The 21988-nt window shown below is 41.6% G+C and carries 23 protein-coding genes and 1 pseudogene; 4 read left to right on the top strand and 20 right to left on the bottom strand.

Annotation, left to right across the window (positions count from 1 at the left end; genetic code table 11):
* Positions 1–338, bottom strand: a pseudogene (locus A5883_RS00540) (hypothetical protein); the annotation flags it as partial.
* Positions 339–1208: 870 nt separating this feature from the next.
* Here A5883_RS00540 and A5883_RS00530 point away from each other — a divergent pair.
* Entirely contained in the window at positions 1209–2228 is a 1020-nt protein-coding gene (locus A5883_RS00530; protein ID WP_086337782.1) for a hypothetical protein, read from the top strand.
* A 101-nt stretch (positions 2229–2329) separates the two neighbouring features.
* Here A5883_RS00530 and A5883_RS00525 read toward each other — a convergent pair whose 3' ends face one another.
* Genes A5883_RS00525 through A5883_RS00515 form a run of 3 tightly spaced genes read right to left on the bottom strand, consistent with a single transcriptional unit; the run spans position 2330 to position 3932 of the window.
* Entirely contained in the window at positions 2330–2629 is a 300-nt protein-coding gene (locus A5883_RS00525) for a hypothetical protein (RefSeq protein ID WP_086337781.1), read from the bottom strand.
* A complete protein-coding gene (locus A5883_RS00520; RefSeq protein WP_086337780.1) occupies positions 2630–3193 on the bottom strand; it encodes a cysteine hydrolase family protein in 564 nt (187 codons plus the stop codon).
* Between the two features lie 43 nt (positions 3194–3236).
* Positions 3237–3932, bottom strand: coding sequence for a 5'-methylthioadenosine/adenosylhomocysteine nucleosidase (locus A5883_RS00515; protein WP_005227823.1), 696 nt, complete (start codon positions 3930–3932; stop codon positions 3237–3239).
* 151 nt (positions 3933–4083) lie between these two features.
* On the opposite strand from A5883_RS00515, the gene A5883_RS00510 reads away from it, so the two are divergent.
* Positions 4084–4683 carry a class I SAM-dependent methyltransferase gene (locus A5883_RS00510; RefSeq protein WP_086337779.1) on the top strand — a complete coding sequence of 200 codons (600 nt, stop codon included), beginning with the start codon at positions 4084–4086 and terminating at the stop codon, positions 4681–4683.
* A gap of 133 nt (positions 4684–4816) precedes the next feature.
* On the opposite strand, the gene A5883_RS00505 is transcribed toward A5883_RS00510, so the two are convergent.
* The 5 genes from A5883_RS00505 to A5883_RS00485 all read right to left on the bottom strand — a co-directional run bounded on the left by A5883_RS00505 (position 4817) and on the right by A5883_RS00485 (position 9588).
* Positions 4817–6274 carry a 6-phospho-beta-glucosidase gene (locus A5883_RS00505; protein WP_086337778.1) on the bottom strand — a complete coding sequence of 486 codons (1458 nt, stop codon included), beginning with the start codon at positions 6272–6274 and terminating at the stop codon, positions 4817–4819.
* Positions 6261–7106, bottom strand: coding sequence for a MurR/RpiR family transcriptional regulator (locus A5883_RS00500; RefSeq protein ID WP_217809232.1), 846 nt, complete (start codon positions 7104–7106; stop codon positions 6261–6263). The genes A5883_RS00505 and A5883_RS00500 overlap by 14 nt, the downstream gene beginning before the upstream one ends.
* A 26-nt stretch (positions 7107–7132) precedes the next feature.
* A complete protein-coding gene (locus A5883_RS00495) occupies positions 7133–8476 on the bottom strand; it encodes a PTS sugar transporter subunit IIC (protein ID WP_086337776.1) in 1344 nt (447 codons plus the stop codon).
* Positions 8477–8720: 244 nt separating this feature from the next.
* The gene (gene macP / locus A5883_RS00490) at positions 8721–9017 is read right to left on the bottom strand and encodes a cell wall synthase accessory phosphoprotein MacP (protein WP_005227820.1); all 297 of its coding nucleotides are present in this window, start codon (positions 9015–9017) and stop codon (positions 8721–8723) included.
* A complete protein-coding gene (locus tag A5883_RS00485) occupies positions 9010–9588 on the bottom strand; it encodes an NUDIX hydrolase (protein ID WP_086337775.1) in 579 nt (192 codons plus the stop codon). The genes macP and A5883_RS00485 overlap by 8 nt, the downstream gene beginning before the upstream one ends.
* Before the next feature lie 218 nt (positions 9589–9806).
* Between A5883_RS00485 and A5883_RS00480 the strand changes: the two genes are divergently transcribed.
* Both A5883_RS00480 and A5883_RS00475 read left to right on the top strand, forming a co-directional pair.
* Entirely contained in the window at positions 9807–10448 is a 642-nt protein-coding gene (locus A5883_RS00480) for a 5-bromo-4-chloroindolyl phosphate hydrolysis family protein (RefSeq protein ID WP_010749055.1), read from the top strand.
* Between the two features lie 97 nt (positions 10449–10545).
* Positions 10546–11739, top strand: a complete 1194-nt coding sequence (locus A5883_RS00475; protein WP_005227814.1) for a toxic anion resistance protein — start codon at positions 10546–10548, stop codon at positions 11737–11739.
* 102 nt (positions 11740–11841) lie between these two features.
* Here the strand turns inward: A5883_RS00475 and A5883_RS00470 are convergent, their stop codons facing one another.
* The 11 genes from A5883_RS00470 to A5883_RS00420 form a co-directional block, all read right to left on the bottom strand.
* Entirely contained in the window at positions 11842–12759 is a 918-nt protein-coding gene (locus A5883_RS00470) for a D-ribose ABC transporter substrate-binding protein (RefSeq protein WP_074934049.1), read from the bottom strand.
* Positions 12760–12777: 18 nt separating this feature from the next.
* A complete protein-coding gene (locus tag A5883_RS00465; protein ID WP_086337773.1) occupies positions 12778–13731 on the bottom strand; it encodes an ABC transporter permease in 954 nt (317 codons plus the stop codon).
* A 1-nt stretch (position 13732) separates the two neighbouring features.
* The gene (locus A5883_RS00460; RefSeq protein ID WP_034857601.1) at positions 13733–15217 is read right to left on the bottom strand and encodes a sugar ABC transporter ATP-binding protein; all 1485 of its coding nucleotides are present in this window, start codon (positions 15215–15217) and stop codon (positions 13733–13735) included.
* Between the two features lie 19 nt (positions 15218–15236).
* A complete protein-coding gene (rbsD, locus tag A5883_RS00455) occupies positions 15237–15632 on the bottom strand; it encodes a D-ribose pyranase (RefSeq protein WP_086337772.1) in 396 nt (131 codons plus the stop codon).
* Positions 15607–16512, bottom strand: coding sequence for a ribokinase (gene rbsK / locus A5883_RS00450; protein WP_034857599.1), 906 nt, complete (start codon positions 16510–16512; stop codon positions 15607–15609). The genes rbsD and rbsK overlap by 26 nt, the downstream gene beginning before the upstream one ends.
* Positions 16505–17491 carry a LacI family DNA-binding transcriptional regulator gene (locus tag A5883_RS00445; RefSeq protein WP_086337771.1) on the bottom strand — a complete coding sequence of 329 codons (987 nt, stop codon included), beginning with the start codon at positions 17489–17491 and terminating at the stop codon, positions 16505–16507. The genes rbsK and A5883_RS00445 overlap by 8 nt, the downstream gene beginning before the upstream one ends.
* Before the next feature lie 229 nt (positions 17492–17720).
* Entirely contained in the window at positions 17721–19052 is a 1332-nt protein-coding gene (locus A5883_RS00440) for a sensor histidine kinase (protein ID WP_086337770.1), read from the bottom strand.
* Positions 19046–19732, bottom strand: a complete 687-nt coding sequence (locus tag A5883_RS00435) for a response regulator transcription factor (protein WP_016609987.1) — start codon at positions 19730–19732, stop codon at positions 19046–19048. The genes A5883_RS00440 and A5883_RS00435 overlap by 7 nt, the downstream gene beginning before the upstream one ends.
* Positions 19714–19965 (bottom strand): hypothetical protein, encoded by a 252-nt coding sequence (locus tag A5883_RS00430; RefSeq protein ID WP_086337769.1) that lies wholly within the window; start codon positions 19963–19965, stop codon positions 19714–19716. The genes A5883_RS00435 and A5883_RS00430 overlap by 19 nt, the downstream gene beginning before the upstream one ends.
* Before the next feature lie 41 nt (positions 19966–20006).
* On the bottom strand, positions 20007–21320 hold the full coding sequence (locus A5883_RS00425) for a PASTA domain-containing protein (protein ID WP_086337768.1): 1314 nt from the start codon (positions 21318–21320) through the stop codon (positions 20007–20009).
* Positions 21313–21987: an ABC transporter ATP-binding protein gene (locus A5883_RS00420; RefSeq protein ID WP_016609985.1), complete on the bottom strand. Its 675-nt coding sequence runs from the start codon at positions 21985–21987 to the stop codon at positions 21313–21315. The genes A5883_RS00425 and A5883_RS00420 overlap by 8 nt, the downstream gene beginning before the upstream one ends.
* Position 21988 lies beyond the last annotated feature (1 nt).

Raw genomic sequence — 21988 nt, 5'->3', positions numbered from 1 at the left:
GATAGTAAACCAATCAAGGGATCGGCAGTGAAAATCAAGATAAAAAAACCAACCAAGAAGAAGAAAAAGTGCTCAATTCCAGCGATATGCTTTTTGTATTCAGGAACAAGCTCATGACGGTTCAAACTTAAAGTTGTCTCCCAAGCTAGCAAAAACACCATTGCGCTCACAGCCGACAACCCAATCCCACGAATATCTGATCTCCCACGAATTATAGGTCTAATTGGGGAGCTATGATATGTTTCAAATAATATTGCAGCCCCCATAATTATATGATCAATGATGGAATAGATTTTTCCTTTTCGCTTGTATAACGTCACTTGATCCGTTTTCCCCAATACAAAGCCCCCTATTCTATTCATAACTGAGTATATTTTTGAAAAAACTTTTCCTATGGCACTGAGGTATGGACGTAAACTCCGAAGACACTATTTGCGAAATAAAAAGTTTATGGACATGATCCACATATAGAAGAGTGCACCTCCTACTAGAAATAAAAGGCTGTATACATAAATATAGCCCATGTAGCATTTTCTTTTTTTGTAATAAAAGGCTTGATAGTAGTCAAAAGCGAATAAACACCGTATCAAAGCGAACAGTAACATACGTAGATTGAGAAAATACAATCGATCTAAGTGATACATAATCTGTTCCAAAGGTAATTGGTTTCGAAAAAGCAAATGATTAATTAAGCTTTCTGATCTGAATAAAAGCAAAATAAAAGAGACGAGTAAACCGAGAAAAAAGCTGATTTCTATACTATGTTTTTTTTCTTTAGGAATGTTTTTATGCGCATTCAACAAATAGGTCTTATAAAGAGAGTAGGACATTAATACGCTAAATAAGCCACCTACCATATACTCGTTCGTCCCCGGAATATGTAAATACTTAGGAATCGTAAGCGGAAAAGAATGATATGCACTAAAACAAAGGGCTGAGGTGATCACTAGATAATCAATCAAAGCATACAATTTTCCTTTAGTTGTATCATCGTCGAATATCTTGAATTTTTTCACTTCCCTCCTCTTTTAGCAAGCAAGGTTATCTGCTTAGGGATACCTTCAAAAATTAAGGCGAAATAACTAATCCTACATTTTTTAAACAAATTAATCAAATTTAAATAAAATAATTCATTTTTGTCTTTTTATATGATAAATTTAACTTGTATAACACGTGTTGTCAAACTTTAATTATGAGGAGGAATTGAAATGAAGCAAAAATATTCAGTTATATTGTTACTTGTCGTTTTACTGAGTGTTTTTTTCTCACCAATCACGGCATATGCTGTCAGTGAGAGTGGCAATTTTGCAGATGTTCCTGATGACCATTACGAAAAAGCGAATCTATTGGTCGCCCTTGAAGAAGAGCTAGTAGAAATCGGTTTATCTTTGGAAATCTTTGCTAATACGAGTATCGATTTTGAAAATTTACAGTACCAGTCACTATTGCCAGCAGAGGAGCGTTCAGAAAGAAATTTACCAGCTGTTACGCCGGTCGTTCCTTTTGAGTTTCCTAAAGTCAAACAATTTGCCACTAGAATTTACGGGAACAATCCCACCAATGATCAACTTATGCACACATTTATGCTTTATTATTTTGATGTGCATGATTATGAGCGCAATGCTGGGCTGGTGGGTGACAGACTTCCCCTTCGTTACTACCCTGAATATTACACCTTCAATGACACCAACGCTTACAATGCCTTTCTTAGAACCACTACGGGAACCAAGTACTTGAATTTTGCGTTATCATCTTATGATACGGTAACTAGTCTCAAAGATTATTTTTCAAATCTAGATATCTATAACCTTAAAAATCATGTATCTAACGTAAAAAAATCCATTGCGGGATATAAGACCTTAGAACATGGAGCCTCTTTTATTGATGCTATTCATAAATATTTCACTGAAGAAAAACCTTCATTAGAATCCATAAACTCCCCAGAAAAATTCATGGAAGAAATTTCCAAGATGATCGATACACAAGAAACCATCGATCAAGCTTCGAAAAAGGCTTTAAAAGGGATGTATGACACCGTTTTAGACTCTGTCTTTCTTCTACTTATGGGTGCAAATCCAATTGGGATAGCGGGAATCGCTACCATGTATGTTACCGCTATGGCGACAATGTACGTATCTATTATTGATCTTGCTGCCATCAATACTTTAGCGGGTACACGAAACAGCCGGCTAAACTTTAGACAGCTTAATAATTGGGGTATGTGGTAGCAAATAAAAAATCAATTTGTTACATAACCCACCAATTAATATATAAAGAAGGAGCCTTCGGAAATCAATTGATTTTCGAAGGCTCCTTCTTCTATCGTTATTTATTTCTGTAAAGCTTTTTTCATCATACTGATCACAGAATCAAATTGAGAATGCTCATTGACGACTTGATCGGCTTTTTGCCGATTGGGGCGGTCTTTTAGAAAGTCGAAGATTTGGTTTTCATTCTGGATGTCTAATTTAGCCATAAACTCATCCAAGTTCTGAAAATCCGTATACTTTTGTAAGAAGTCATTGTTCAACAACGCCTTTACATCAAGATCCCCTTTTTGATACGCTTGATAAAGGCTAGTCAGTTCACTGAAACTGAAATTTGCTTTTAATTGATCCATCCATCCCATTTATGCTTCCTCCTTCGCAGAAATGATTTTCGCGCCCAGGGTATTTTCAAAATGGCGTAGTGCCCATTCATGTCCGACCGCGTCAAAGCTGGCAACGGTATCTGCATCGATCACCAGTTGGTAGCCTAAATTATAGGCATCCACTGCTGTATGCAAGACACAGATGTCGGTACAAACGCCGGTCAGGTACAATTCCGTAATCCCTCTTTCCCGCAGTCGGATGTCCAAGTCGGTACCGCTAAAGGCGGAGTAATGACGCTTGTCGATCCAATAGACATTTGGCGCTTCCTGATAGTTTTCATAAAGCGGGGCTAGACGGCCGTAGAGATGTCGCCCCGTACGGCCCGCAAGATTGTGGGGTGGGAACAAGCGGTTTTCAGGATGATAGTTGTCTGTTTCCTCATGACGATCAATGGCAAAAACGACATACTCACCGGCTTCGATAAAGGCTTGCGTCCGAGCCACTAAGGCAGCTTCAATCGCTTGCCCAGCAGCACCCGTGGTCAATCGTCCCTCATCTGCAACAAAATCAAACGTATAATCAATGGATAGTAATGCTCTCATGCTTCCTTCCTCCTCGTACGGATCGGCTCTCCTGTTTTTTAAGTTACTTTAATGTTTCAACGAATGCCAAGACCATTTCAGCGGAACGCTTGCCAGCTTCTAAGATAAACTCATCAAAAGAGACGGTTGCTGCGTGGTCGGCGGTGTCGCTGATCGCGCGCACGATCAAGAAAGGAATATTGAATTGCTGCGCGGTCTGTGCGATCGCGGCGCCTTCCATCTCACAAGCCAAGGCATCTGGAAAATGTCCTAAAATCTCCTGTACTTTTTGCGGGTCATGAATGAAGCTGTCACCGGTAACGATCAGTCCCTTTTTCACGGTATGATGAGTCGCTTCTGCGGCTTTCGTCATCTCACTGATCAAATAGCGGCTGGCTTCATAATACAAAGGCATCCCGCCAGGCAGCTGGCCATATTCATAACCAAAGCCCGTCACATCGACATCAAAATAGGCCACTTTATCTGAAATCACTAAATCCCCTACTTGTAAGCCGGCACCGATCCCACCAGCTGATCCAGTATTGATCACCATATTGACCCCATATTGTTGGATCAATAAACTAGTGGTGATCGATGCCAGAACTTTGCCAATACCTGAACGAACGACGATCACTTCATGATTGCCGATACTTCCTGAAATAAATAGTGCGCCGCCGCGTTCCCAAGAAAGCGGTGAAATCAACTGTTCCCGCAACGCCTTGATTTCTTCCTCCATTGCACCAATAATACCAATTTTCATGTGTTTGCCTCCTGCTTCTCGTTTATTTTTCATCCTTTAAAATGAAAAACAACAGAAATTCCCACGTATCTACTGACGTGTTTTTCTCCTTTCATGATAAACTAGTTTTGACGAAACGAACAGTTTTTTGTCATTATAAAAGGAGGCACTTATGTCTGAAATTTTCAACGCCATGGCAGCAAAATACGATACCCCTGAACGGATCGCGTTAGCACAATTAGTCACCCAAACCCTTGAACCTTATTTTAAAGACAACCAGCACCAAACTCTGATCGATATCGGCGGCGGTACCGGCCTAGTAAGTCTGCCCTTAGCAGCTTATGTCCAGCACTTAGCCATCTGGGATACTGCCCCTAACATGATCGAGGTTTCTGAAAAAAAAATCAACCAACTGCAGCTGGCCAATGCTTCTGCAACTGTCCACGATCTGCTGCAAGAATCCTTACAAGCAAAAGCAGACGCGGTGCTGCTATCCCTCGTCTTGCTGCATATTCCTGACACAGCCGCTATGATGGAAAAACTATACGCCTTGCTACAGCCAGGAGGAACCCTTTATCTAGTGGATTTCCTCAAAAATCCCGCCGTGTCTCACCCGCTCGTTCATAATGGGTTTGACCCTGCCGCATTGACTCAACTGGCAGAGACGACTGGGTTTACTGCCACTTCCTTTACCGTTTTTCATGAAGCGGATCATTTGTTCATGAATCAGCCAGCTGCCATGTTTTTAGCTATTTTGAAAAAGCCGATATAATAAAAAAGCTATACATACATTTTCTATATGTACAGCTTTTTCATTTTCTTGGAAAGATCCATGCAGACGGATAAGCGATCACTGCTATCTCTTTGCTTTCTTCAGTCCCATTTCTCCTTTATTCTTAATTTTTTTAGAGCTCTGCACCATTCGATGCAATTACTTGTTTGTACCAGTAAAAAGATTTCTTCTTATATCGTTTGTAAGTACCTTTCCCTTCATCATCTGCATCAACATAGATAAATCCATAACGCTTGCTCATCTGATTGGTAGAAGCACTCACTAAGTCAATACACCCCCAAGCTGTATAGCCCATTAAATCAACACCATCCTGAAGAACTGCATCTTTCATTGATTGGATGTGCTGCTTGAAGTAATCTATCCGATAATCATCATTTACTGTCTGTCCATCAAAAACATCATAAGCACCTAATCCATTCTCGACAATAAATAACGGTTTTTGATACCGATCATATAAATCCACCAACGATTTTCTGAGTCCAGCAGGATCAACCGACCAGCCCCAATCGCTTGTTTTTAAATAAGGATTTTTAACACCTGAATAGATATTTCCTCCCCCTTTATTCTCCTTTTCTGGATCAGCACTTGCACAGGATGAAGCATAATAACTGAATGATACAAAGTCACACGTATTTTCCTTTAGAATTGTCTTATCCTCTTTTTCCATCTTTAGTGTGATTCCTTTTCCAGCTAACTGTTCTACAAGAAACCTTGGATAATAACCCCTTACTTGTACATCAGAGAAAGCAAAAACCTCCCTCTCCCTTTGTTGTGCTAACAAGACGTCATTAGGGTGACAGGTGAATGGATAAACCGTACGCTTTGTGATCATACACCCTACCTTCGCCTCTTTTCTCTTTTCGTGAATCATCTTTGTTGCTAATGCACTGGCAAGAAATTGATGATGCATTGATTGATAAATCACCTCAGTCATATCTTGTCCTTCAAAATATTCTTCAATGATGGCACCGGTCGTGAGAGGGTGCCGGCTCATACTGTCAATTTCATTAAAAGTAAGCCAATATTTCACTTGGTCACGAAATCGGCTAGATACGACATCCACAAAATTCATAAAAAATCCGATTGTACGTCTATCATACCAGCCTTTATATTCCAGTGCTAAATGGAGCGGCGGTTCATAATGACTCAAGGTTACTAACGGCTCAATCCCATATTTTTTACATTCTTCAAAAACAGATTCATAAAACTTAAGTCCTTTTTCATTCGGTTCTTTTTCATCTCCTTTAGGAAATATTCTTGTCCAAGCAATTGAGAGGCGCAACACCTTAAACCCCATTTCTGCCATTAGTTTAATATCTTCTTTATAATGCTGATAAAAATTGATGCCTCTTCTTTTGGGATATTTACTTACATCCTCATCCAGCATCGCCTCTTTAATATCTTTTAAGCTATATGAATTATGCTCTTTATATTCAAAATTAGAAAGCTCAGGTTTATAGGTGGCAATATCACAAACAGATAATCCTTTTCCGTCTTCATTATATGCGCCTTCAATCTGATTTGCTGCAGTTGCTCCGCCCCATAAAAAATCCTTTTTAAAATTCTCCATTAAAGTCGATCCTCTCATAATACTTTTTGCTGATCATTTTTTCTACAAAATCTAAATTTTTTACAAACAGTAAAGAATAGATCACATCTAAAACATACTGTTCCGCCATAACAAACTGGGTATTTGAAAATTCTTTTGTTGTATAAGTTGGTACGATATATAGAATTTCATTGCAATATTCTCTGATTTCTTCACTCACCTGACTGCATATCAAAAGATTGGGAATTCGATTTTTTTTAATATATTGAGCAGCCTCTATCACACTCTCGTTTTTTCCACGATGAGACAAAAAGATCGCAAATACTTCTTGGTTTCTCAAAATAAGCGAATCAATCATTTGATAATGAATGGAATCCATTGTTTTACATGGAATACCAAGTTCTTCTAATTTATAGGAAAAAATTTCTCCTACTGCTTTATTGATTCCTGTAGCAAAAATCAATACGTAGGCATTTTGGATCAGTTCTGTTGTACGTTGGAGTACCATCTCATCCATCGCAATTTTTGTATACCCGATTGCTTTCTCATAAACAAAGGGTAATCCATCAAGAATTTCTTGAATACTAGTACTACTGTCGAATGGGGTGGTCTTTTTGCCATTATCTAAGCGCTCAATATCTTTCAATTCTTTGAGAAATGCACTTTTAAAGTCTGTAAATCCATTAAAAGATAGTTTTTTGCATAAGCGCGTAACAGTCGCCATCCCCACATTGCATTGTTTACTCGTTTCTTTAATCGTTGATTGAGCAAAATGTCTAGGATACTTCAGAATAAAATCTCTAACAATAGACTCGCTAAAAGTAAAATTCTTATAATTCTTCAAATACTCCATGATCATTCGCTCTTTCCCCTTTTGTTTTAATTAATGGCTTGCTTTTCTTTCAAGATTCGATGCTCGTTGCCAACTTCAGATATGTCCGCCAGTTCCCGTTGCTCTTCTTTTAAAGCATTGTTATCTAAAATTCTAAAAAATGGATAATAGACACCGATCTGAATAACTAGCGCCAGACAAATCGCTAAGGCAAACATTGTTCCGCCTCGAAGAAATCCTGCTACAGGATATGGAATAACCCAAGCCACTGAAACAGTTGGATTAAAATTATACGAATTGATCCAGCCTAAAGCAACGAATGCCATTCCTACAAATGAACCGATAATTGGTGCAAGGACGCTTGGAATCAAAGTCAGTGGATTAAACATCATGGGAACGCCGAATACCAGCGGCTCATTGATATTAAAAATACCTGGAATCAAAGATAGCTTACTGATTGCTTTAAATCGTGCACTTTTTGCTTTCAGCATGTTGATATTAAAGGCTAAGGTAGAACCTGTCCCACCAATCAAGCCAAAGGAAGTCATAATTGCAAAAGCCAAATACGGTAACTCTTCTCCGGCAATAAATGCGTCAACATTCGCAGCAGTACAGGCAATACTTATTGGGAAAAAGATCGCATTCAACGGACTTGGATGTACACCAAAAAACCAGAACAGCGCACGCATGACGCAATAAATAACTGGTGTCCACATACTTTGTCCAAAAATTGCTAACGCCGGCTTAGTCAGCATTTCAAAAAATAAATCAAATACATTTCCAAAATCCGTAAGGAACAGTCCCCATTTAAATAAGAAAGCGATGCCAAAAATAATCATAGAAGCCACAATTGGATTCATTGCTTCCACCACCATAGGAGGTACTTGCTCCGGCATCTTTATTTTAATATTTTTTCGAATTAAGAAATGATAGAATCCTGCAGTTCCGATGCCGATTAAAATAGCCAAAAAAATACCATTACTTCCTAAATATTCGCTCAACAAAGCATTTACTGTCACATTCTCGATAGTAATCGATTGCGGCATAAGAATGATAAATACAGCAGTTGATAAAATCACTGAAGCTTTCGGATCTTCTTGAAGATTCTTTGCATAACTGTAGGATACCGCAATTACAATATAAATAGCTAGCAGACTCGTCGTTGATAACAATAATTCATTTGCTGGCTCAAGAATTTTGATATTCTCTAGAAATCGTACCCAGGGATCGATTGGCAAATTAATTAAAATTGAAACTACACTTACCCCAATAGTCAGAGAAATGATTCCCAGCATTCCTTGGGAGATCGATTGAATCACTTTATTACTAGACAGCTTTTGTGCAATCGGCTGAAGACTCTTATCTAAAAGAGTTGTTACTTTGGCAAACATCTTTTCCACCTTCTTATTTAGGTTTTTAACTTGATCAAGTTGAGGTCATTGTATCAAGTGCAGAAGATGGTCACAATATAGTTGAGAGGAATAGACAATAATTACCACATTTTCCTATTTAAGCGCTTCATTAACGGAAATAATTACCAGTAATCTTGATTAATTTACAACTTTTCTTCATTTAAACACGCAAAAAACTCTATCAGACAGGCATTTAGCCCATTCTTCTGATAGAGTTCAAGAATCACAACAAAAAGATCGCCAAGCCGACGACGACTAACAATAAAGTGACGATCACAATGGCTTTCATTAAAAAACGGTTCAAATCCCGAGATTTCTGGTTCTCACCGGCACGGGTCTTCGTGATTTCTTTGTTTTTCTTGCGCACTTTGCGGTAGTGGTTATCAATTTGTTTTTCTTTTTGTTTCCATTCTTTCTTGCTTTGCTTTTCTACGATTTGCTGATTGCGTTCAGCTGCTGCTTGTTCTTCTTCGCGTCTGCGTCGAAGCTCACTGCGGGTGATCAATGGTTCTTTAGGCAAGTCCGTTCCTCCGTTTCAATTCCAGCAACTTCCAAAATTGGATCGCAAACACGGTCTTCGCATCACAGATCGTTCCATCAGCGATAGCGGCTTGTGCTTGCTCTAAGGTCAATTCATAGACTTCCAGCACTTCATCTTCGTCTTGCGGTAAGGGATTTGTCACTTTTTCCAGCTCTTTGGCATAATAGACGTGCAAGAGCTCATTAGCAAAGCCTGGTGAAAGGTACATAGAAGAAACGTGCTCCAGCGTTTTTGCACGATAGCCGGTCTCTTCTTCTAATTCCCGGGCGCCAGTCAAATCTGGACGAGCGCCTTCTCCTGGATCGATTTTTCCTGCTGGTATCTCTAAAATCACTCGCTCTAACGGTTTTCTGAATTGGCGAACGAACAGCATTTTGTTCTCACTTGTCAAGGCGATCACGGCAACACCACCAGGGTGAAAGACTAGTTCGCGTTTACTGGTCCCGCCATTTGGCAAGGAGACATCATCAACGACCACATCAATGATCTTGCCATGGAAAATTTCATTCCGTTGGATCGTTTTTTCTTCAAAATCTTTAAATTCTAACATCTATCGACACCTAACTTTCCTCATACGTCTTATCTATCAAACACTTTAGCATAATTTAGAAAAAATATCTTCTTAAGAAATAGCAAGAAAGCTTATGAATTTACTAAAAATCGGAAAATCCACCCCAAGTCTGATATTTTTCTTTTAGTGAACATGCTAAAATAAAGATGTCGAATAACCCAATCTACTTGTCCAAGAGATTTTTAGGAGGAGGAAAAATGAAAAAAAACATCTGGCTGATCGTTGGTGCGATCGTCCTCATCAGTATTATTTTTAACGTAGTAGGCGACTCATTTGCGAGCCTATTATTAATCGTCGGTGCGATTTTAGTCTACGTCGGTATTAGAGGGCGTAAAGTTCCAGCAGCCGATCCACAAGTTTTGCCTTCTTTAACGAGAGAACGAGAAGCCCATTACTTGAAAAGCGGAATGACTGCTCGTGAGATCGAATTGTTCCGTGAAACGATGAATCAGACGAAACACCAAATCGATAAATACCAAAAAAATATCACTAGTAATAACAAGTTAAAAGCCATTGACTTGCGTCACGATGCCTTGCGTGCCTCAAAAGCTCTTTTCAAAGAACTCGTGAAAGAACCGACCAAACTGCCTTTGGCAAGTCATTTCCTTTATACACACTTGCCCAACATGGTCGATTTGACCGATAAGTTCATTGAAATCAATAGCCATGAGATCAAAAGTCGTGAGACCTATGATAAAATCGAGGAAAGCACCCAAATCATCGAGCAAATGGCTTCCTTGATCGCCAAAGACTACTCCCAATTTGTAGCAGACGATCTTGATGACATGGATGTTGAGTTATCCATTGCCAAACAAAGCATAAAACGAGATAATGAATAGGGATAGATTCTGATTGGCAACAAGAAAAGAATCTAAAAAAAAATCTAGCCCAGGCTAGATTTTTTTCGAAAGCAGACAATTATTAGGAGGAGTTATTATGAGTGAAACACCAAATCAAGTAAAACCCGTAACGGATACGCTTGACGATTTATTGAACAACCCATTTTCAACCCCTGTCGACACTTTGACCACCACTCAACAAGCGGAAATCAGTCAGCTGAAAGAACAGCAAACGGCACCGCGTTTGATTGATAAATTACCGCCAGAGCGTCAAGCACAGGCCCAAGAATTAGCCAGCAAAATCGATGCGACCGACCAGCAAGCGGTCATCACCTATGGTGCAGCTGCCCAAACCAAACTTGGAGAGTTTTCCCAATCCATGTTGAACCATGTCCAAGCAGCTGATATCGGCCCTGTGGGCGACTCATTGACGGAGTTGATGTATCGCTTGCAAGAAGCCAATCCAGACGAACTGCGTGCAGGGGAAGGCAACTTATTCAAGCGAATGTTTGGTAAAGTAAAACAATCCATTTTTGAAATCACCGCTAAATACCAAAAAATTGGTGCCCAAATCGACAAGATCGCCGTCAAATTGGATAAAGAAAAAGACGGGTTGCTAAAAGACAACATGATGTTGGAACAGTTGTATCAAAAGAACAAAGATTACTTTGATGCATTGAACATCTACATTGCCGCTGGCGAGTTGAAGATGCAAGAATTGCAAACCAAAATCATTCCTGAAGCCATGAAAAAAGCAGAAGAAACGAATGATCAAATGGACGTACAGATCGCCAACGATTACACGCAATTTCTTGATCGTTTAGACAAACGAACTCATGACTTGCGCTTGGCACGTCAAATCACGATCCAACAGGCACCGCAAATTCGCCTGATCCAAAACACGAACCAAGCGTTAGCAGAAAAAATCCAAGCTTCTGTCAATACAGCGATCCCACTATGGAAAAACCAAGTGGTCATTGCCTTGACTTTATTGCGTCAAAAAGATGCAGTTACGGCACAACGCCAAGTTTCTGAGACCACCAATGATCTATTGAAGAAAAACTCAGAAATGTTGAAAGTTTCTGCTATTGAAACAGCGAAAGAAAACGAGCGCGGCATCGTCGATATCGAAACCTTGCAAAAAACACAAAACGACCTTGTGGAAACGATCCAAGAAACATTACGGATCCAAAAAGAAGGAAAAGAAAAACGTCGTGCTGCCGAAGTGGAATTGGGTCATCTAGAAGAAGACTTGAAAGACCGCTTATTGGATTTAACCAGCAACAAGTAAGCGAAACGCCACACATGAAAGAAAGCCCCTCTTTGGTGACCTAAATGGTCAGCCAAAGAGGGGCTTTCGATGTTGAAAGTAGGAACTGCATTGAGCGTCTACCTATTTTTTCACCAACTCTAATGGTGAATCGATTTGTTCAGCGACTGTTTTTCCTTGGAAATGGTCAAACGCTGCCTGCAATGCAAGGCGGCCCATTTCTTCTGGTTTTTGAGCGATCGTTGCCGTCATTCTACCTTCTTCGATGGCTTTGAGTCCGTCTTCAGTACCGTCAAACCCGACAATCACTACGCCTTCTCGGTTTCCCATCGCTTCGGCTGCCCCTAAAGCCATTTCATCGTTTTGAGCAAAGACGCCTTGAATGTCATTGTTGGCTTGGAGGATATTTTCCATAACCGTTAATCCTTCTGCTCGATTGAAGTTTGCGGATTGCTTTTCAACAACATCCAGTTTGTCTTTAGCATAATCATCAAAGCCTTTTCCTCGCTCTCTGGTTGCAGAAGCGCCAGGGACGCCTTCAAGTTCTACCACTTTTGCGTTTTCCCCTAATTGTTCGAGAATAAATTCTGCTGCCATTTTTCCACCTTCTTCGTTATTGGAGGCAACCGTCGTCAAAAGCGTTCCTCCATCGCTACTACGGTCGATGGCAATAACTGGGATGTTGGCATTATTAGCGGCTTCAACAGCCGGGACGATAGCAGCAGAATCAACGGGATTGATCAAAAGCACATCCACGCCTTGTTGGATCAAATCATCAATATCATTGCTTTGCTTGGCAGTATCATCTTGGGCATCAACAAAGCGTACATCGGTGTCATTTTCCTCAGCCAATTGATTGATCCCCTCTTGCATGGAAACAAAAAACGGATTATTGAGGGTGGAGATCGATACACCAACTGTCAATTCTGAAGCTGCTTTTTCCTCACTTTGTGTCTCACTACTGCCACCGTTGTCCAATGTTGCCGCTCCACATCCAGAAAGTACCAATACGCCTGCTGCCAATAAAAACATTTTTTTCATAATAGATCCTCCTATTTTTTATTTCCTTTTCCGATCCAGTAACACTGCAATTACGATCACGATCCCTTTAACGATTTGTTGATAAAAACTTGAGACACCCAATAGATTTAGACCATTGTTCAACGTACCAATGATCAATGCCCCGATCAACGTGCCAAAAATTCTGCCTCTTCCACCAGATAAGCTCGTACCACCTAAAACGACTGCTGCAATCGCATCCATTTCATAGGCTTGCCCTGCTGTTGGTTGCGCAGAATTCAACCTAGAAGTGATGATCATGCCACTGATTGAAGCCATCAATCCGGAGATCGAATAAATGATCAGTTTTATCTTATCGATTTTCACCCCAGCAATAAAAGCGGCCTTTTCATTGCCACCGATGGCATAGGTTTTTCGTCCGAAGGCGGTGCGATGAAGCAACAAGAACAAAAGAAAGAACACGAGAAACATCAATACGACTGGAAAAGGAATCCCGAAAAGATACCCACGACCAATAAAGCTGAATAGAAAGCTGTCACCTAGTCCAGTGATTGGATTTCCATTGGTGTACACTAAGGTAGCGCCCCGATAGATCGTCATCGTTGCTAAGGTTGCGATAAACGGCGCCATTTTTCCTTTTGAGATCAGTAGTCCATTCAACGCACCAAGGATCGCTCCGCTTAGTAACCCAATCAAAATAGCGACTAAAGGTGACACCCCATTGGCCATCATTCCTGCTGTCAAGGCACTGGAAAGTGCCAAGGTGGACCCTACAGACAAATCAATGCCCCCAGTCAAAATGACAAAGGTCATTCCGAATGCAATAAAGCCATTCGCTGCGACTTGCCGCAAAAGATTCAACAAATTACTGGGTGATAAAAAGCTTGGATTTAAGGCAGTGACAGCAGCCACTAGAGCAATCAAAGCGAGTAAAGGTCCCAATTTACTAATTGATTCCGAGAGTTGTTTTGTTTTCATACCACTTTTTTCCATATTAGTTTCCTCCTGTCGCATACGTCATGATCTTCTCTTGTGTGGCTTCTTGCCGAGAGAGTTCCCCTGATATTTTTCCTTCGTGTAAAACAATGATGCGATCGCTAACACCTAGCACTTCTGGTAGATCACTAGAAACCATCAAAATCGCAATACCACGTTCCGCTAACTCATTCATCAGCTGATAAATCTCTCGTTTGGCACCAACGTCTACTCCGCGTGTCGGTTCATCTAAAATCAATACTTTTGGTCCGACACCGATCCACTTCGCCAAAACCACTTTTTGCTGATTTCCACCAGAAAGCTCGCTGGCTAAATTCTGGGCACTCATCGTTTTGATGCGTAAGCGCTCGATCATTAACGCAACGAAACTGGCTTCAGTCTTGCTATCGACCATGCCTGTTTTGACAAAATTATCAATGCTGGGCAAACTGATATTATCGGTCAGGGAAAAGTCTAAGACCAAGCCTTCCGTTTTCCGATTTTCTGTTAGAAAGCCAAAGCCATTGGCGATTGCCTTTGAAGGCGAAGAATTTTTCACTTCTTGCCCTTCGACGATTAAGGTACCGCTTTCAATTTCATCTAAACCAAATATTCCTCGCATGACTTCTGTGCGTCCAGCACCCATTAAACCTGAGAACCCAAGGATCTCACCTGCTCTGACTTGAAAATTGATGCCTTGGTAAACTTTAGAAGCGGCTGTTAAATTTTTTACTTCAAAAACGACTTCACCGATCTGCGCTTGTTTTTCTGGATAATAATCAGCTAACTCTCTACCGACCATTTTCTTCACGACCTCTTCCATCGTTGTATCCTCCGTCTTTTTCGTATCGATCGATAGACCATCCCGCATCACAGTGATCTTGTCACTTATTTTGAAAATCTCCTCCATTCGGTGAGAGATATAAACGATCGCTACGCCGTTTTCTTTCAAGCGACGAATGATTTGAAACAAATTATTAATTTCCTTATCCGACAAGGCAGCAGTCGGTTCATCCATGATCAACACCTTGGCATCAGTCATCAGCGCTTTCGTGATCTCGATCATTTGCTGTTGCCCGACTGAAAGTTCATCCACTTCTTTTTGAAGGGGGATCTGAATCCCTAACTGTTCAAAGACTGCCTGCGCTTTGCTTGCCATTTTCTTCGTATCTAGTAGCCCAAAGGTGGTTTTCAATTCCCGATTCAAGAATAAGTTATCCAATACAGTCATCTGTTCCCAGTTATTCATTTCTTGATGGATAAAGCTCACACCGGCTTGTTCGGCTTCCTTCGGATCGGCATAGTTCGTTTCTTTACCATCGATCAAAATCGTCCCTGCATCTTTGGCATGTAACCCAGTTAAAATGTTCATCAACGTTGACTTGCCTGCCCCATTTTCTCCCATTAGGGCATGGATTTCTCCAGGGTACAATGTTAGTGAGACATCTCTTAACACTTGATTCTTCCCAAAGGATTTCTCAATATTGCTCATCTCGACTTGCACATGATTTCCTCCTGTCTCTTTAGAAGATAACGGCTGCTTGTAAAATAATGTTTGAATAGGGTGTCGCTTCCCCTGTTCGAATAATGGCTTTGCTTTCCTTTGTTTCTTCTTTGAATGCCTCATGTGGAACAAAACGAATCGGAACATTCGGGAACGTTTTTTGAATCAATTGCCACTGCTCCGCATTCTCCGTTTTTATTTCCTCTGCTAAAACGATCACCTCGACTGCCATCTCTTGTTGCATTACTAATAACACCTCTTCAAAACTCGGACTACCTAGTTTTAATGCCAGATCGATTTTTTTCACCCCTGTGGGTACTGGCAACCCCAAGTCCCCGATCGTAAGCTGATCGGTGTGGCCTAAATCCGCCAATAATTTGTCGATCTCACTATTTAATGCCCCATGCTTCTTCATACAATGGACTCTCCTTCATTTCCTTTAATGTAGGCATTCCGCCTTGAGCACCATATCCTTTGACGGAGATTGCTGCTGCTAAGTTGGCAAAGGCAATGGCGTTTTCTAAGGGAACACCTGCTAAAATCCCTACTGCTAATGCACCATTGAAGGTATCACCAGCTCCCGTAGTATCGACCGCAGCAACTGGAAAGGCAGGAACTAAGACCTCGGACTTCCCGTTGTGGAAAATCGCTCCTTTGGCACCTAGGGTAACGATCAATCGATTAGGGTAGGCTGCTAAAACGTCAGCAAGCTTTTGATTGGGGAAAAGTAACTTAAACTCATGTTCATTAGGGGTCAGATACCCCACCTTAGATAACATACGCGGATTGAGCTTTCTCGCAGGTGCTGGATTATATAAAACAGGGATTTTTGCTTCCCAACACCAGTCGATGATGGCTTCATTGGCTTCTTGGGGAATCTCGTTTTGCAAAATCACTAAATCAGCCTCTGTGATGTTTCCTTTTATTTCGGAAAAGCGAGCTAAATCAAGCGCATTATTGGCGCCAGGTATGACAATGATGCTATTGTCATTTTCATGCAAAATGATATGCGCGGCACCAGATGGAAAATGTGTAACGGGTTCCACATTCTCCGTAGAAACGCCGTTCACGTTTAAGTTTTCGACGATTTCATTTCCGAAGCGATCGGTTCCTACATGGCCTAGCATTGCTACTTCTGCGCCTAAACGGCTAGCGGCGATGGCTTGGTTTGCTCCTTTGCCGCCAAAATTCGTGTCAAATTTTTCCCCAAAAACCGTTTCTCCTTGATTGGGTTTCACCTTCGTAGTGACTACAAAATCTGTTGCCATACTACCAATGACGATGATCTTATTCAATTGGCGTTCCTCCATTTCTTACTGTCTCTCTTTCTTCTAAATGAACAGGAAGGATGATTTTTTTCTGTTCAATAAATTGATCGTTGATCAATGCAAAGAGCATTTCTGCTCCTTTGTAACCTACTTGATAAGCAGGCTGATGGATCGTCGTCAAGCGTGGCACCACCAATTTACTGATGGGAATATCGTCATAGCCGATCACTTGAAGTTGTTCTGGGATCTTTACGCCATGATGATAAGCCTCTTGCATGATGGCAATCGCATGGGTATCACTTGGGGCAATCACACTATCGACAGTGGGATGTTCTAAAAAAACTTGTTTCGCTGTCAAGGTCGCATCCTCTAAGAGAAAGGATGTGGATTTCACTAGTGCATAAGGAACTTGTGCTTTTTTCAATGTGTATTCAACACTCAATAAACGATCCCGAGCACGGGTGACAGATTCAGGCCCAGCAATCACGACTACCTTTTTGGGGTCACCTTTTAAGATCGCTTTAGCAGCAAGTTCGCCGCCTTGAAGGTCATCCGAATAAACCCCATATTCGACATCTTGATCGATCCGATCCAAGACGACCGTCGGAATATTGCTTTGGGTACGATTTTTATTTTCGACAGCGGAAAGAATCCCCGCCACATTGTTTTGCTCAAACGCACGTAAATATTCATTGGCTTTCTCATTGTCTTCTTGAATGTTGCCAAGGATGACTTGATAGCCTTTTTTTTGTAGAAAGTCTTCGACGCCTTTGGCTACTAGCGGAAAAAACGGGTTGGATATATCTGGAAGTAGCAAACCAATCAATTTTGACTTTTTCTGATACAGTGAACGTGCGACTTCATTGGGGGAATAATTCAATTCATTGATCGCCTGATGGATTTTCTCACGGGCTTTTTCGCTCACATAGCCAGTCCCATTCATGGCTCTTGAAACTGTCGCCACGGAAAGTCCAGCTAAATGGGCGACATCTTTAATTGTTGGCATGTTGCTCCCCTCCTGTGTAACCGATTACACACCTATCATAGCCGAACTTTGTGAAAATTGCAAGGAGAAATAAAAAAACTTTTTTCCCTTGGTGTCCCCTTCTCCTAAAAAATGCGTTTTGCTGCATAAATAGCCGCATTTCGAGAAAGCGAGACTTTCTCGAAATGCGGCAAAAGATTTGATGAGCGCAGCGACATATCTTTTATTTCCTAACGGTAAAGCTCATTTTTCAATGAAATGAAACTTCAAAGTGATTGACGCCGTCTTGATCCACCGTCAAACTGATTTGCGCCTGCAGCATTTCTGTGATGGCTTTGGCGATGGCTAAACCTAACCCATAGCCACCGTCTTGATGGTTGCGAGAAGGATCCCCGCGGTAAAAGCGATCAAAGACATAGGGAATTTTTTCTTCAGGGATCGGGCAACCACTGTTAGAGACTTGCAGCACCGTTTTTCGTTGGCGTTCAACGAGTGCCACTGTGACGGTTTCTCCAGTAGGTGTATATTTCAAGGCATTGTCTACCAATATCATGGTCAATTGCCGCAAGGCTTGCTCATTGCTTTCAAGACTCACCTGTTTAGCGATCTGTTCCTGATAGTGGATCCCTTTTTCCAGTGCAATGGCCTCCATGCTTTGATAAACACTTTGCACGACTTGACTGGCATCGATCACCGAACGCACGACTTCTTGCTCGGCACTTTCGAATTTGGTCAGCATCAATAAGCTATTTACTAGCTCATCCATCCGTTCGGAACCTAACTGGATGTTTTCCAGCCATTTCATTTGGCTTTCCAAGGTTTCTTCTGGACTGCCAGCTAATACCTCAGCATTGACTTGAATGATCGCCAGTGGTGTTTTCAACTCATGGGAAGCGTTAGAAACAAACTCTTTTTGTTTGCGCCAAGCCAGCTCAACTGGTCGTAAGGCTCGATTGGCGACATAAAAGCTAGCGATATAAATACTGGCTAAGGCTAAGACCCCGATGAGCAAAAGCGTGGTTCTTAAGTTGCTTAGACTGGTTTTGTAGTCGGTGACATCAAAGAACAGCACTTGATAAAATGGCTCGTAATTATTGATACTGGTGGAATATTCCCCCGTCGAATCATGATTGATCGAATAATGACTAAAGGAAGTCACCAAAAAGAGCGCATACCGCCAATTTCGGCCATTTACCTTCACTTCGTTAGGGATCTCCCCTTGTTTCGCCGCTGCATCGACCAATGCTTCATAAAGCTCGTTTTGATCGACGCTCTCATCAATACTTTGAATCACAACATCCATTTGATCCACGTCGACTAGAGCGATTTCTCTGAACTCACTGGTACTATTCGTGATGGTCAACATCATTGGATACTCAGGTTCTGTCAGTGATTGCCGTACTTCCTCCTCATCCAACGGTACCGCAGCTAAGGTGTTGGCTTCTTGCGAGATCAATGATTGGATCTCGTTTTCAATTTGGGTGGCATTCAAAATATAGATAAAGGTAAAAGCACCTAAGACAATGATTGAGATCAACACCATATTGAACCACAGCATTTTATTCCGTAATTTTTTTAACATAGCGGCTCCTTGCTCTGCAAAATATACCCCGCATTGCGGATCGTACGAATGCCGATATCCGCTTCTAGCAGCGTCAGTTTTTTTCGCAGCAAAGATACATAGATCTCAACACGGTTTTCTTCCACATCGGGATCAAAGCCCCAAATCTTATTGATGATGGTTTCTTTTGATAAAATCACTTTAGGTCTGGATAAAAATAGCTCCATCAGTTTCATTTCTTTTGGTGACAGCACCACTTGATTGGTCGTTGTAGCCAACTGCAGCTCATTACGCGCCAAGACCACGTTGCCAAAGGCTAACTGGCCTTCTTGATAATCCAAGTCTTTTCTTCTACTTAATGAACGAATCCGTGCCAGCAGCTCTTTCATTTGAAAGGGTTTCGTCAAATAATCATCTGCCCCTGCATCTAAGCCGAGTACTTTGTCATCGACTTCGCTTTTGGCCGTCAACATAATGATCGGCGTGCGAATATTTTGCTTGCGTAACGTCTTTAGCAATGTAATCCCATCGATTTTTGGCAGCATGATATCCAAAACGAGAAGGTCATACACCCCACTTGCTGCGTAATCCAACCCAGTCTCGCCATCATATGCCAAATCAACGGAATAATGCTGTTTTTTCAATAAGCTGGCAACCGCTTCTGCGATCGATGGCTCATCTTCTACGAATAAGATCCGCATCGGTCAGTCCCCCTTTTACACTCATCATTTCTTTTTTCAATCACTTTTCGGTAAGCACAATCATTCCTGTAGGATCGTTCCAATTGTTCTCCAATAAAACGTTCTGTTGAAACGATCCGCACGTGTTCGCTGGATTGATGAATCCACATGTGTAGCAACAATGCTACCATACCGCTTAGTAAAAAGACAAACAGCTTTTTCCTAAGGTCTTGAAAATTCTCTTGATGACGCATGGGTTTCCTCCTTCTTGCAGGTCATCGATAAATCCGCTCGGCTATTCTGGATCAGTAGCCGCTGGGGCTGTCTGATTGCCTAAGCTGATATCGAAGGTGATCGTATCTTCTAACGGTAAAAACTGATTGAACTTGCTCATCCCCACGATTGTCCCGTAGGGTTCTGCTGAATTGACATAACGGACTTGATAGCTGATGTTCGCCCCTTTTGAACGGAATTCATCAAAGAAGAGTTTTTGCAGATCCCCTTCAAGGAGCTCGCTTCGACGGTAATCTTTGATATACGGTTGGCCTGCCGAATAGACAACTTCAATGCCTTTGTCATCTTTGCTGGTTAAGACGGTCCCGGCGGTCTCACTTTGCGAGATCAATTGTCCGTAGGGCAGACTCTGAGTAAACTGCATCCGCATCCGCACAGTGACCCCCTCAACAGCGGCCTGGGCATCATCTGGTAAAATCGTTGAAAAGTCAGGGACGGTGACCCCTTTCCCTAGGGAAATCGTTACTTGAAACGCATCCCGTTTCGCGATTTTTTCTTTTGGTGCCACGCTTTGTTCAATGACTTTGCCTTCTTCCACAGTATCCGAAGCCTGTTCTTTGATTTCAAGCTCCAGCTCATGGGCTTTCCCCCATGTTTCTACCTCTGCACGGGTTTTATCACGAAAGTCTGGTACTTCAATATCTTTTTCAAAGGTTTCTTCGCCTTTGGAATAAAAGACTCGTCCGACATCTCGACGATGATAGTTTTCTTGCGAGACTTCTTTATTGGTAAATTCTACTCGAATCGGTGCTTTTTCCTCGATCTCATCGTGGTATTCATCGACGATCGTCAAATTGCTGGCTTGATTTTTTTCGATCCACTCTGCTGCCTCGTCCCTCGTCATTTCCATAAAGTCTGGCAATGCCAATTTCTCTTCTGGATCTGGGCCTTGGCTCACCGTTAGATGCAGGGTGCTTCTTTTTCTGACTCGACTTCTGGCGGCTTCTTCTTGGGCGATCACTTGATTGGCTGGGGCTTCATCATAGGCAGGCGTCACATCGATCGCAAGATCATGTTCCGCCGCCCATTCCCTGACTTCTGAGATCTCTTTGTCCACAAAGTTATCCAGTCGGACGTACGCCAATTGGAAAAATAAAAAGCCGCTGAGTATAAGTAACCCGAGTAACGCACCCATCCCCAGCAGTCGTTTTTTCCGCCGTTTCTTTTTGAAGGAGGGATCGTATTCGATCCCCTCTTCTAAAGAAGCTGAACCTTTTTCTTTGCGGGAAGCCCGGGAAGAAGGTGCTTTAACTGTAGCTGATTCCTTGTCTGGCTCTTTCGGTTCTTCTTCAAACTTCGATAAAAAATCACTCATAGGCCGTCAACTCACCTTTTTTCAAATAAAATGTCTGATCCGACTGCTTGGCAATTTCAGTCGAATGGGTCACTACGATGATGCACTTGTTGTGTAAAGTAGCTAAATCTTTAAAAATATCCACGATTTCTTGCTCCATGCCTTCATCCAAATTTCCCGTCGGCTCATCAGCTAAAATGATATCAACATTGGTCGCCAAGGCACGAGCGATGGCGACCCGCTGTTGTTCCCCACCGGAGAGCTGATTGACGAAACGATCGGCTTTCGTGGAGGTGATTCCGATATAATCCAGCAAGCGATACGCAATTTGATCGTGTTGATCGGGGAGCTTGTTGTCTGAGATCGCCATCGAAACAAGGACATTTTCTAATGCCGTCAAATAAGGGATCAAGTTGTAACTTTGAAAAATCAAACTGATCTTGTTGCGGCGATACTCTTCATAGCCGATCGTTTTGATATTTTTTCCTTCAAAAAATACTTCCCCATCGGTTGGTTGATCCAATGCACTGATCAAGGAAAGAAAGGTGGTCTTTCCAGAGCCTGATTTCCCTAAAATCGTGTAAAATTTACCTTTTTCAAAGGAGATATTGGTTTTATCTAAAATCTTCCGACGATTCTCACCATCTTGGTAGTAATACGTCATCTCTTTGGTTTCTAAAATTGCCATG

The sequence above is a fragment of the Enterococcus sp. 5B3_DIV0040 genome, assembly GCF_002140755.1.
Taxonomy (GTDB): domain Bacteria; phylum Bacillota; class Bacilli; order Lactobacillales; family Enterococcaceae; genus Enterococcus_D; species Enterococcus_D casseliflavus.
Note: the sequence above shows the minus strand (reverse complement) of the source record. Positions and strands in the feature narration are given on the sequence as shown.